A 12,250-nucleotide genomic window follows, 5' to 3' on the forward strand; every position below is an offset into this window, starting at 1 on the left:
GGGGGCCCCCCCCACGGCCGGTTCGATGCGGAACGGTTCAAGGCGGATGTCACAACGACCCCAGTGCCGCGGTTCGATCTGCTCAAGTTCAGGGATTACACCCAGATCTGCGTGCAATTCTCGCGCGACTGCCCCTTCACCTACGAGTTCTGCAACATCATCGAGATCTACGGCCGCGTCCCGCGCACCAAGACGAACGAGCAGATGATGGCGGAGCTGCAGGCGCTCTACGATCTCGGCTATCGTGGGCATGTGGACTTCGTCGACGATAATCTGATCGGCAACAAGAAGGCCGTGAAGGCGTTCCTGCCGGATATGATCACCTGGCAGAAGGAACGACAATATCCGTTCCTCTTCACCACCGAAGCCTCGCTCAACCTGGCCGACGATCCGACTCTGTTGACGATGATGCGCGATGCCGGGTTCTTCGCCGTCTTCATCGACATCGAGAGCCCCGATCCGGACATTCTCGTTGCAACCCGCAAGAAACAGAATACGCGGCGCGACATCGCCGCCAGCGTCCACAAGATCTACGAGGCGGGCATTTTCGTGCTGGCGGGTTTCATCGTCGGGTTTGACGAGGAAAAGACGAGCGTCGCCGATCCGATCTGCGGCCTGATCGAGGAGGCGGCCATTCCCGTCTCCATGGCGGGGCTGCTTTTCGCCCTGTCCGATACGCAGCTAACCCGGCGACTGGAACGCGAAGGACGGCTTTATCCGGGACATGCGAAGTCCGACGGGGATCTCGGCGATCAGTGCACCTCGGGGCTCAATTTCGACACACTGCGCCCGCGCGGGTAGATCCTGACCGACTATCGCTGCATCGTTGATCACATCTACACACCGGAGAATTATCTGGCACGCGTGCGCCGGGTGGTGGACCGGCTCGACATGTCGGGCCCGAACGGCGATCTTTCCCGAGCACGGTTCAAGAGGGATATCATTGAGTTCTTCCAGATAAGCTGGGCGATGATCGTGCGGCAGCCCGAACACCGGCGCCCCTATCTCTCGCTTCTGTCCTATTGCATCCGACACAATCCGCATGCGCTCAATGCGGCGTTGATCATGTATGCGCTTTTCGTCCATCTGGGGCCGTTCTCACGCTATGTCGTCGGCGAGATCGACGCTCAGATCGCGGCGGTGGAGAGCGGCGAATGGCAGAGACCGGTTCTGGAAGCCGCGCAATAGGGAGCGAACCGCCGCCGTGACCGGGGACGGCTCGCTCGACCTTTTCGATCAGGCGGCTTCCAGCACGCAGAGACGGCAGGTCATGCCTTCCTTCTCGTGATAGGCGCTTTCGGAAATGCCGCGGATCGTGACCAGCCCGCGCCGTTCCATGCCCTTCAGGTGCTCGAAATATCCGTCGGACGTCCAGCCGTTTTCGTGCATCGTCACGATGACCGGGGCGCCCGGCTTGGCGACACGGCTCAATTCATCCAGAGCCTTCGGCCCGACATGGCCGGAGGTGAAGACACCGACGCAGATCACGCCCTCATAGCTGTCGTCTTCGATATCGAGCGGCTTGGTCAGATCGGCGGTCTGCAGGTCGTCATAGACCTCCTTTGCCTTCGCTTCGTCGAGCATGGCCTGGCTCAGATCGCGCCCGTCGACGGTCGCCTTGCAGCGCCGCGAAATTTCCAGACCAACAAGGTCGGTCCCACATCCCGCATCGAGCACGCGGGCATCGTCGCCGACGTTCCTCGTCAGCGCCTCGGCGGCAAGGGCAGGCGCAACATAGCCCATGCCGGATAACGTATCTTCTTCGTAACTCTTCGCCCAGTCGCTGTAGACGTTGCTAATATCATCCTTGTCACCCTCGAAGGCATAGACACGACGCAGCAACGGGTTCTTGGCAGCCATGGGGCAGAAACTCCTTATATTGTTGAAGGTGCCCCATTGGAGTAACGGCCTGGGCCGCAAATCGCAAATATGACCCAAGGTCATGGATTCACGCGGTTTTCTTTCTCTTCAGCCGCAACACGTGAACATGATCGGCGTCATAGAGCGCGCTGTCGCGGAAATCCGCGCCGCGCGCCAGCGCCCTACCAACGAAGATCAAGGCGGTGCGGGTGATCTTGGCCGCGCGCACCTTTTTGCGGATGTCGGCAAGCGTCCCATGCAGGAACGCTTCGTCGGGCCAGCCGACGCGATAGGCGACGACGGCAGAGCAATCGGCGCCATACAAGGGAATGAGATGGCGCTCGACCTCGCGCAGGTTGCGGACCGAGAGATGGATCGCAAGCGTGGCGCCCGACTTACCGAGCGTTGCCAGATCCTCGCCTTCCGACATGGACGAGGACTTCATCGCCGTGCGCGTCACGATGATCGTCTGGGCGACCTCGGGGATCGTCAGTTCCGTCTTGAGCGCGGCGGCTGCCGCCGCAAAGGCCGGAACGCCGGGGGTGATCTCGTAAGGGATCCTGAGGCCATCGAGGCGGCACATCTGTTCGGCGATCGCGCCATAGATCGAGGGATCCGCCGGAATGAACGCGCGCCACATCGTGACCGGCGGCATGCGCGGCTTCCATCTCAGCCAGGATTTCATCGAGGGTCATCGAGGCGGTGTCGAGGACACGGGCACCCTCGGGCGCCTCGGCAACGATCGATTCGGAAACCAGCGAGCCTGCATAGAGACAGACCGGGCACGTCCGGATCAGCTTCAGGCCGCGCACGGTGATGAGATCGGGATCGCCGGGCCCGCCGCCGATGAAATGAACGGTCATGTTGGTCAGGCTTTATCTGCCGTTTGCGCCTCGGCAGCGTGCTTGGTCGCGTAGCCGCGCGGCGTGTAGACATAGGACGTCATCGCGCCGCGCGGGACGGCTCGCGTCGCCGTGGAGCCGACGAGGACCACCGTCAGCATGTTGACCTCGTCGACGCTGAGGGCGCCGAGGGTCGTCACCCGCACGCTTTCGCCCGGGCGGCCGAGATTGGTGGTCAACACCACGGGCGTTTCCGGTTTGCGGCGTTTCAGCAGGATCTCGCGGGCCCTTTCAAGCTGTGTGCGACGGCGCTGGGAGACGGGATTGTAGAAGGCGACGACGAAATCCCCGACCGCAGCCGCCGCCAGATGCGCCCCGATGGTCAGCCAGGGCGTGAGCAGGTCGGAGAGCGAAATGGTGCAGAAATCGTGGCCCAGAGGAGCGCCGACGCGGGCGGCGGCGACCTGCAGCGCTGAGATGCCCGGCGTCATGACGATTTCCACCCGGCGGGCGGCATCGCTCACCCCGCCCTGATCGCCCGGACGGTCGACGAGTTCGTAGACCAGTGCGCCCATGGCGTAGATGTCTGCGTCCCCGGAAGAGATCAGCGCCACATTGCGCCCCGCTCCCGCCAGTTCCAATGCGGCGCGCACCCGGTCTTCTTCCGCACCGAGCGGATAGTCGTGCCGGTCCTTGCCGCCGATGGAAGAGGCGATGATGTCGAGATAGAGGGTGTAGCCGACCACCGCGTCAGCCTCCGCGATGAGCCGCCCGGCTTCGGGCGTGCGCCAGCTCGGATCGCCCGGCCCGATGCCGATGATCGACAACCGACCACGCGGACGGCCGACCTTTTCCGGATCCACCAGATCTTCAGAGCGCGCGATCGCCACGGTCGCATTGGCGCTCTTGCGTTTTTCGACGACGAGCGCGCCAGTCTCTCCCACACCGGCCAGAGCCGCGGCCTCGGCCACGCCGTGACAGCCGACTTCCGAGAAAACCACGTCCGACGGATTGGCCAGTCGCGGTGTCTCCATTTCCAGACGCTTTGCATCGAAGAGGCGCAGCGGTACGTCGAGATCTTCGGCCAGCGCGATCATCGCGGCTTCATCAGCTTTCAGGTCGAGCGCCGCCAGAGCGGCGATGCAACCGGGTGCCAGATCCGCCTCCTCAAGAGCGCCGAGGATGAGGGTGCGCAACTCCTCCGGCGGACAATCGCGGGCGGAACCGACGCCGACGACCAGTTTCTGTGGATGGTAGACCAGCGTTTCGGAATTCGTTAGCGTCGGCTCTTCCGTGGTAATCAGCCGAATTTCCTTCATGCCCTTGGTCGATGTCACGGATTCCCGGCGCCACACGTCGCGATGATCGAGCCAGTGCGGGCTTCCCTCGCACACGGCCGTCGCTCCGGCGAGCAGCGCCGCCATGGCGGATTTGGCGTCGTCCGAGCTCTCTAGCCGCCAGCCTTTCGGCGGCTCATCCAGAGAAACGCCGAGAAGCCGGTCCCCGGCCGTCGTCACCGCGGCGGCGGAACCGAGGCGCGTTGCAATCTCGTGGGCCAAATCGTTGGCCCCGCGATGGCCGCCCAGAAGCGGCACTACGAAAGCACCGTCGACGGAAACCGCCAGAACGGGCGATTCCTCGCGCTTGTCCCCAAGCATGGACCCGAGTGCGCGCACGAGGATACCGGCTGCGCAGACGCCGATGATCGGCGTGCGCTGGGCAAAGAGGGTGCGGATATGCTCGCTCGTGTCCTCGAAGGTGAGATCGGCCGCCATGACGCGGCCGGCGAGACCGTGGATGCGCCCGCCGATCGCTCCGGCGATGCGCCTCGCTGCATTCGTGGCGGAAGGGCTCAGGACGATGATTGCGGCGCGAGGTTCCACGGCTCGTCTCCCTTGTAAATTAGGACTATCGAGAAATAGAGCGCTTCATCGTCCGCAACGTCAAGAAGATGCTGTGCAACCTGATGTTCGAGCGTCACCCTGGCGATGTAGCCCACCCGGTCCGTCACCCCCAGTTCCTCCACGATCCGCCGCACCTTCGGGAGATGCCGCCCGACCTTGATGATCGCAGCCGCATCGCAAGCCGCCAGCTTCTCGCGAAAAGTGGCCTCATCAAGCGAGGCTGGGATGACCGCGAAATGATCGTTGCGCGCAGCCAGTGGCCGCCCGAGGAGGGCGGCGCAGGCGGTCAGCGAGGAGACGCCGGGCACGATCTCGCACGTGTACTCAGGATACAGTCGCTCGAAGAGATACATGAAGGAGCCGTAGAAGAACGGGTCACCCTCGCACAGGACCACCACGTCGCGCCCGACCTCCAGATGTGCGGCAATGTCGGCCGCCGCGCGATCATAGACCTCGCGCGCGGGGACCGTTCGCTGCGCATGGGCACGACGATGGGAATTTCGCACGCGCTCTCGGCGATGAACCCGGCCACGATAGAGCGGGCGAAACTCTCGCCCGTATCAGGGGCGGGATAGGCGATGACGGTCGTATTCGAGATGAACCGGTGGGCCCTTCAACGTGATCAGGTCCGGATCGCCGGGACCGACGCCAACGCCATACAGTGTGGCACTCATGATGTGCTCTCCCACGGTTTTGTCAGGCTCCACTGGATGACGGGCATGGCCGGACGCCAGCCGGTCAGATGCCCCACGGCGGGAGAACGGGAAACGGAAAGGCGCACGAGATCGCCGCCGCGCTCGGCGTGAAGCGCGAGCAGAACCGCCTCACTTTCAAGCGTCACCGCATTGGCGACGAGCCGACCTCCGGGCTTCAATGCGGCAAAAGCCGCCTCGGCCGTTTCAACGGACAGTCCGCCGCCGATGAAGACAGCATCGGGCGCAGCGAGACCGTCGAGGCCCTCCGGCGCCGTTCCTTCATGGATATCGAGATCCGGCACGCCGAGGGCGCTGGCATTTTCCGCCATGAGCACGCGGCGGTCGGCCCTGGGCTCAAGCGCGATCGCACGGGCGCGAGGAACTGCCCGCATCCATTCGATCGCGACAGATCCACAACCTGCCCCGACATCCCACAGGAGGGCACCGGGAACGGGGTCAAGTTTGGCCAACGTCAGGGCCCGTACCTCGCGCTTGGTCATCTTGCCGTCGTGATGGAAGGCATCATCCGGCAGTCCGGCGACACGCGGTAAAAGGCGTGCATCGGGACCAGCGACACACTCGATGGCGAGCGTATGAAGCGTAGCAATGTCGGCGTTCCAATCGCTCGGCGTTCCTTCCACGCGACGCTCATTCGGCCCGCCGAGATGTTCCAGTGCGACCATGCGGCTATCGCCGTATCCGGCTTTCTACCAGCATGTCTGCGACGGCGCGCGGGCTGTCGGCAACCGTCAGCGCCAAGATGCGGGCGCCCGGCGCCAGCGCCAGTTTCAGGCGTTCGACGGGGCGTCCGTGCAGACTCACCGTCTCGACTTCGGCCAACGACCAGCCCATGCGCGAAGCGGCAAGCTGGAAGGCGGAGGTGGACGGGATGACGATCATCTCCTCGAGCGCAATCCTGCGGGCAAGCGTTGCGCCGATGCCGAACCACATGGGACCGCCGCTGGCGAGCACGGCCACGGGACGACCGCGCAAGGCGATGATGTCCTCAAGCCCGTCCTTGAACGGAGAGGGCCAGGCGCGCTGGTCGGCATGCACCCGGCAAGCTCCAGATGCCGCTTGCCGCCGTAGACGATCTCCGCATCGCCCAGCAGACGACGCGCGGCGGGAGTGAGCCCGTCCAGGCCGTCCTCGCCCATGCCGATCACGAACAGCCAAGGAAAGGTCATGACTCGCCCAGGCGGTAGGGACGGTGCGGCTTGGTCTTGTCGAGTTCGCGCGGCGCCCCATCTCCGGCAGGCGCACCGCCATGCGACAGGAACCCGCGCGCGCATGGCTCCGCTCCCTGAACACGGCCCGGTCTTTCGTTCCCCATCAGCCATCGCGGCGTTCCTCAACCAACCCGGCCTCGATCAAGCCGGCTGCGACCGCATTGACGGCTGCCGCCGCCATCACCGAACCGCCGCGCCGTCCGTGAACGGTGGCAAAGGGGACGCCGCGCGGATTGGCGGCAAGTTCCGCCTTCAATTCCGCAGCGCCCACGAAACCGACGGGGAAGGCCAAGATCGCGGCGAGTTTCGGTCAGCCTTCGTCCAGGCATCCCGAGCAGATGGAAAAGTGCGGTCGGGGCATTGCCGATGACGACGACCGCCCCCTCGATGCTGTGACGCCACAGTTCCACTGCCGCGGCGGTGCGGGTCGTTCCCTCGCGAACCGCGAGCCCGGCGACGCGTTCATCGTCGAGCATGCACAGAACCTCGTTGCCGTGCAGGCGGCGACGGATGATGCCCGATGCGACCATATTCGCATCCGCACAGGATCGGCGCCCCTATCTCGAGCGCTGCTCGCGCACAGGCCACGACGTCGTCGGTCGCCTCGAAATCGTCGATCAGATCGACCATGCCGCAGGCATGGATCAGCCGAATGGCGAGAGGATGCAGATCCGGCGCCAGATCATTGAGCGAGACTTCGGCCCTGATCGTGGCGAAGGAATTCCGATAGATCGTTTCCGGATCGCGTTCGTACTGGAGGCTCACGCCCCTTCTCCCCGTTTCATGCTGCGCGGTCCAAGCGGATGGTCGGCATGCGGATACGGGTGATGGTGATGGCCGTGGTCATGATCGTGCCCGTAATCGTGGTCGTGTCCGTGGGGGTGATCATGGGGATGATCGTGATCATGTTCATGCGCGTGGCCGGACGCCGGGCCGGTCCCTTGATGTTCATTATCATGACAACCATCTCCATGATCGTGGTGGTGATGCCCGCCGCTGATGCCTTCCACGTGGTGATGGTGGCTTTCCTGCGGCAGGCCGATCTCGGCCTCGAAACCCAACACCTGTTCGCGGTACTTGCACAGCTGACAATTCATCACATTGGCGCCGTCGAGGATCTCGTGCACCCGCGCCTCCATCGTGTCGATGACGAGGGGGTGGTCGTTGAGATAGAGCGTCTTGATGAATTCGATGTCCGGATGCCAGGCCACGACCTTGTCGGTGTAATCATAGATCCGCTGCACCAGAATGCCGGTGAAGAGGAAGTACGGGAAGACGATGATGCGCCGATAGCCGAGCTTGGCCGCATGTTCCAACCCCGGCTCAACGAGCGGGAAAGTCACGCCGGAATAGCAGGTCTCGCCCCAGCCGAAGCCCATGCCCTCCCACAAGAGACGCATGACCTTGGCGACGTTGGAATTGGCATCGGGATCGGAGGCGCCGCGCCCGACCACCATCAACAGCGTTTCATGCGCGGGCACTTAGTCGCCCCCCGCCTCCTTCGCAGCCTCGACCACCTGACGGATCCTTTCCCCGGCCGCACGCACCATGCGCGTATCCACGGCCAGCTCGCGGCCGTAGTCGATGCGCATTTCCGGATGCTGCGCCTGATAGGTGTTGAGAACGGAAGGGATGTCGTTCTTGGCGTGACCGGCGGCAAACAGCATGCCCGGCACGGCCAGAACCCGAGTGCAGCCGGCGGCGCGCAGATTGTCGAGCCCGGTGCGGATGGTCGGGGTGGCGAATTCCAGATAGCCGTAATCGACCGGCAGATCGGGGAAGCGTTCGCGCAGGCGTTCGGACAATACCGCGAATTTGGCAACCGCATTCTCGTCGCAGCTGCCGTGGCCGCAGATCATGAGACCCAGTTTCTCGCTCATCACATCACTCCCATATGGCAAACGGCCTCACTGTCACACGATGCGACCGGCGTGGAATTGCGAATGGGCAATGGAATCCTTGACGCCATCATGACCTCCCGCTTCTGTTGGTCCAACGTCCGCGAGAGCGCTCGGGCACGCTCCGCATTGCCCGGGCGGGCAGCGGAAACGATCATTTGCGCCGGACAGCTCCGGGTTTGATCCCCTGTTTGGGTCGATCGCACCGGACTCGCTTTCAATCTCTTCCAAGACGCCATCCTGTTGCGGCGCGCCGCTAAAGGAGGCGGTCGCCGCAATCAACCGACAATAACCCGAGGTTCACAGCGCCCTGTGGCAATTTCATCAAGGATGACGGTTGCAACGGCGGGGAGGGACGTCACATACAGGGTGAACGCTTCGCCGCACACCGTCTTATCGACAGGGAAAATTCATGTCGCTCAGAGTCGTCTTCATGGGTACGCCGGACTTCGCCGTACCCACGCTCATGGAAATCATCGGGCAAAGCCACGAGGTCGTCGCCTGCTACACACAGCCTCCCCGACCCGTCGGACGCGGCATGGGAGAGCGGCCCTCTCCGGTGGAGGTCAAGGCGGAGGCGTTCAACATCCCCGTCTATACGCCGCGCACGCTGAAAAGCCCGATCGAGCGCGAGAGCTTCCTGTCGCACGAGGCCGACGTCGCCGTCATCGTCGCCTACGGGCTGATCCTGCCCAAGGGAATTCTGGAAGCCTCCGCTCACGGGTGCCTGAACCTTCATGCCTCCCTCTTGCCGCGCTGGCGCGGAGCCGCACCGATCAACCGTGCGATCATGGCGGGCGATACGGAGACGGCTGTGGAAGTGATGCGCATGGAGGAAGGGCTCGACACAGGCCCGGTCTGCATGGCGGAAAAACTGGCAATCGGGCCGGACATGACCGCCGGCGAATTGCACGATGCGTTGTCGCGGCTCGGCGCGAACCTGATGGCGCGCGCCCTGGCTGCCCTGTCGCGCGGGGCGCTCGTCTCCGAGCCTCAGTCGGAAGACGGCGTCACCTATGCCGAAAAGATCTCCAAGGCGGAGACGCGCATCGACTGGTCGCGTTCGGCGCAGGAGGTGCACAATCACATTCGCGGACTGTCGCCCTTCCCCGGCGCGTGGTGCGAGATGCCGCGCGGCGAGACGCAGGAACGCGTCAAGGTGCTGCGCAGCACGCTGGCCGAAGATTCCGGCAAACCCGGCGAAGTGCTTGACGGTCTGACCGTCGCCTGCGGCGAGGGCGCCGTTCGTCTCACCCAGGTTCAGCGCGCAGGCAAGCGCGCGATGGAAGAGGAAGAATTTTTGCGTGGCTCGCGGCTTGCCGCAGGCACGCTTCTGCCCTAATCCCCATATCGGGTAACGGGTTTCAAAACGTCAAACGAAGCGATGCAAGCACATGAGCGAACCGCAAACACCCCACGGTTCCCAGGGTCCGGATCTCAAATTTCGAGTTATCGGGCCCAATGACGCAGTTCTTGTCAGCCGACTGGTCGGCGAGGCATTCGAGCGCAACAACGAGGCCCACATTGTCGGGGCCCTCCGCATCAGCGACGATCACCTTCTGGAGCTGGTGGCAAGCGACGGAACCAATATTCTGGGCCAAGTCGTCTTTTCCAAGGCCCGGGTCACCGAGGGCGATGCAACCTTCAAGATCGTGGTTCTGGCACCGCTGGCGATCCGGCCGGACATGCAACGCATCGGCACGGCACTGGTGCAGGAAGCCCTGAAACGCCTGAAACGCGACAACGTCGATCGCGTCCTGGCCGTCGGACAGCCGGCCTATTTCGTCCGGTTCGGCTTTTCCGCCGACCTTGGAGAAAAGCTCGACACGCGGTGGAGCGGCCCGGATCTGTTGGCACTGGAACTGACCGAAGGCGCCTCGAACCGGCTTCCGGCGACGGTTGCCGTCAATGAGGTTCTGAAAAAGGCCAAATAAACGGTGCACAATCGCTACGGAAGCTCCTGAACGAATAGTGTCCGTATTGTGGCAAGTGACGGGGTGCTCTAGCCTTCGCACGTGGCGCATGTCGACTTCCGCAAAGGCTGGGTTTTGTTGCTGCCGTTTGTCCTGGTGTTCTTTGCGGGACTGGCGGCGGACATCGCGGCGATATTCCTGATCTGCAACCTGCCCTTGATGAAACGCACGTGGGATCAAGGGTGGGCAATGTCGTCTGCGCTTTGGGCCGCATTGTCGCTCAGCCTGACGGTGCTGATCGGCTCCGTCCTGTCCGGCCTCATCCTGAAGATCGGTCTTCTGGGCAAAGAAGCCTATGTGCCGGAAAGCTTCCCGATCTTCCTGTTGCGCCCGACGCTGGAATTCTTTCTCGCCATGCTGGCCTCGCTGGCGCTGGCCCTCCTCACGTTCGGTCTCGTGCGCGGCTCCCTCCGAACTCGTGCAGCGCCTCGCCGTGCCGATGGTGCTGCGCTGGCCGTTCACGGCCCTCTCCCATGTCAAAGACGATACTTGAGAAACACGACAAATCGTGCCCCGCTACAAGCTCACAATCGAATATGACGGCACCGGCCTCGTCGGCTGGCAGCGCCAGGAAAACGGCATGTCGGTGCAGCAGGCAATCGAAGAAGCGATCGCCGCTTTTACCGGCGACACGATCCGCATTCGGGGGGCGGGGCGAACGGATGCAGGCGTGCATGCCACCGGTCAGGTGGCGCATGTGGATCTGGCGCGCGAATGGGACGCCGACACGGTGCGCGAGGCGACGAACGTGCATCTGAGAGAGCATGCAGTCGCTATCCTCACAGCCGAGCGCGTGACGGAAGAGTTCGATGCCCGCTTCTCGGCCGTCAAACGCCACTATCTCTATCGCATCATCGACCGTCGCACGCCGCTGGCGCTGGAACGGCATCACGCCTGGCACGTGCGTCACCGGCTCGATACGGACGCCATGCACGAGGCCGCGCAAGCCTTCCTCGGCAAACACGACTTCACCACCTTCCGGGCGAGCCAGTGCCAGGCCAAGAGCCCGATCAAGACGCTCGATGCGTTCTGCGTGGAGCGCTCAGGCGACGTCATCAACCTCACCTACTCCGCACGCTCCTTCCTGCACAATCAGGTCCGCTCCATGGTCGGAACGCTGAAGCTGGTGGGCGAAGGCAAATGGACGGCGGGGGATCTCAAAAGCGCGCTGGATGCGGCCGACCGAACCCGGTGCGGCCCGGTCTGTCCGCCCGACGGTCTCTACCTGGCGCGCGTCGATTACTGAGCCTCAGCTCACAGGCTGACGAGCTGGCTGTAGGCGAGCGAAATCACCGTGGAGAGCACGGTATCGAGCACAACGATGCCGATCGCAAACGAGATGCTCGCCTCCAGCGCAACGCGCGCGACCCGAAACCGGAAATAGAAGCCGATGCCGGTTGCCGCCAGCGACAGGAAGGTGAAGCCGTCGATCCCGACGATCCCGGCCCCGTAAATCAGAGCCGCGATCAGCAGCGGCAGCGACACGATCAATTCGCACCAGTTGTGCACCACCACGAAGCCCACATAGTGCGCGGAGATCCCCAACGGGCGGGCCAGCAGGGCCAGCAACAGCGGGAAGAGGAACCAGTCGAGCAGCAGGCGCACGATCTGGATCCCGTAGAAGGTCTGCGAGGCCAGATGCTCCGCCCCCGGGATCTGATCGATGGCGATCTGCAGTTGAATGCCGGAGACGATCAGATAGGCGATCAGAAGCGGCACGACGATCAGAAACGAGCGCCAGAATCCTGAAACCGACAGGTCGAATCCCCGAAGTCCCTGCGGATTTCCCTTGAAGATCTCCCAGGCTCCGGCGAGCAAACTGCGGATTTCAGCGCCACTGAACAGCATG

General features: G+C 63.5%; 11 protein-coding genes and 4 pseudogenes. 6 read left to right on the forward strand and 9 right to left on the reverse strand.

Annotation, left to right across the window (positions count from 1 at the left end; genetic code table 11):
• On the forward strand, positions 1–801 hold an 801-nt coding region (locus QNJ43_RS09095; protein WP_300469286.1), incomplete at its 5' end, for a radical SAM protein.
• A 3-nt stretch (positions 802–804) separates the two neighbouring features.
• Positions 805–1,188 (forward strand): DUF4070 domain-containing protein, encoded by a 384-nt coding sequence (locus QNJ43_RS09100; protein WP_300469599.1) that lies wholly within the window; start codon positions 805–807, stop codon positions 1,186–1,188.
• A gap of 48 nt (positions 1,189–1,236) precedes the next feature.
• On the opposite strand, the gene QNJ43_RS09105 is transcribed toward QNJ43_RS09100, so the two are convergent.
• The 8 genes and pseudogenes from QNJ43_RS09105 to QNJ43_RS09140 all read right to left on the reverse strand — a co-directional run bounded on the left by QNJ43_RS09105 (position 1,237) and on the right by QNJ43_RS09140 (position 8,410).
• The gene (locus tag QNJ43_RS09105; RefSeq protein ID WP_300469288.1) at positions 1,237–1,860 is read right to left on the reverse strand and encodes a class I SAM-dependent methyltransferase; all 624 of its coding nucleotides are present in this window, start codon (positions 1,858–1,860) and stop codon (positions 1,237–1,239) included.
• An 88-nt stretch (positions 1,861–1,948) separates the two neighbouring features.
• Positions 1,949–2,723: pseudogene (cobM, locus tag QNJ43_RS09110) on the reverse strand (precorrin-4 C(11)-methyltransferase).
• A gap of 5 nt (positions 2,724–2,728) precedes the next feature.
• Positions 2,729–4,585 carry a precorrin-3B C(17)-methyltransferase gene (gene cobJ, locus QNJ43_RS09115; protein ID WP_300469290.1) on the reverse strand — a complete coding sequence of 619 codons (1,857 nt, stop codon included), beginning with the start codon at positions 4,583–4,585 and terminating at the stop codon, positions 2,729–2,731.
• Positions 4,555–5,112: an SAM-dependent methyltransferase gene (locus QNJ43_RS09120; RefSeq protein ID WP_300469292.1), complete on the reverse strand. Its 558-nt coding sequence runs from the start codon at positions 5,110–5,112 to the stop codon at positions 4,555–4,557. The genes cobJ and QNJ43_RS09120 overlap by 31 nt, the downstream gene beginning before the upstream one ends.
• Positions 5,113–5,276: 164 nt before the next feature.
• Positions 5,277–6,488, reverse strand: a pseudogene (gene cbiE / locus QNJ43_RS09125) (precorrin-6y C5,15-methyltransferase (decarboxylating) subunit CbiE).
• Positions 6,485–6,634: a hypothetical protein gene (locus tag QNJ43_RS09130; RefSeq protein ID WP_300469293.1), complete on the reverse strand. Its 150-nt coding sequence runs from the start codon at positions 6,632–6,634 to the stop codon at positions 6,485–6,487. The pseudogene cbiE and the gene QNJ43_RS09130 overlap by 4 nt, the downstream one beginning before the upstream one ends.
• Positions 6,634–7,295: pseudogene (locus QNJ43_RS09135) on the reverse strand (precorrin-8X methylmutase). The gene QNJ43_RS09130 and the pseudogene QNJ43_RS09135 overlap by 1 nt, the downstream one beginning before the upstream one ends.
• Positions 7,292–8,410, reverse strand: a pseudogene (locus QNJ43_RS09140) (sirohydrochlorin chelatase). The pseudogenes QNJ43_RS09135 and QNJ43_RS09140 overlap by 4 nt, the downstream one beginning before the upstream one ends.
• A gap of 430 nt (positions 8,411–8,840) precedes the next feature.
• Here QNJ43_RS09140 and fmt point away from each other — a divergent pair.
• The 4 genes from fmt to truA all read left to right on the forward strand — a co-directional run bounded on the left by fmt (position 8,841) and on the right by truA (position 11,647).
• The gene (fmt, locus tag QNJ43_RS09145) at positions 8,841–9,770 is read left to right on the forward strand and encodes a methionyl-tRNA formyltransferase (protein ID WP_300469294.1); all 930 of its coding nucleotides are present in this window, start codon (positions 8,841–8,843) and stop codon (positions 9,768–9,770) included.
• 52 nt (positions 9,771–9,822) lie between these two features.
• Positions 9,823–10,362 carry an N-acetyltransferase gene (locus QNJ43_RS09150; RefSeq protein WP_300469296.1) on the forward strand — a complete coding sequence of 180 codons (540 nt, stop codon included), beginning with the start codon at positions 9,823–9,825 and terminating at the stop codon, positions 10,360–10,362.
• A gap of 81 nt (positions 10,363–10,443) precedes the next feature.
• Positions 10,444–10,941 carry a hypothetical protein gene (locus QNJ43_RS09155; protein ID WP_300469298.1) on the forward strand — a complete coding sequence of 166 codons (498 nt, stop codon included), beginning with the start codon at positions 10,444–10,446 and terminating at the stop codon, positions 10,939–10,941.
• Positions 10,910–11,647, forward strand: coding sequence for a tRNA pseudouridine(38-40) synthase TruA (truA, locus tag QNJ43_RS09160; RefSeq protein WP_300469300.1), 738 nt, complete (start codon positions 10,910–10,912; stop codon positions 11,645–11,647). The genes QNJ43_RS09155 and truA overlap by 32 nt, the downstream gene beginning before the upstream one ends.
• Positions 11,648–11,655: 8 nt before the next feature.
• Here truA and QNJ43_RS09165 read toward each other — a convergent pair whose 3' ends face one another.
• Positions 11,656–12,249 (reverse strand): hypothetical protein, encoded by a 594-nt coding sequence (locus QNJ43_RS09165; RefSeq protein ID WP_300469302.1) that lies wholly within the window; start codon positions 12,247–12,249, stop codon positions 11,656–11,658.
• Position 12,250 lies beyond the last annotated feature (1 nt).

The organism is Breoghania sp. (assembly GCF_030066895.1).
Taxonomy (GTDB): domain Bacteria; phylum Pseudomonadota; class Alphaproteobacteria; order Rhizobiales; family Stappiaceae; genus Breoghania.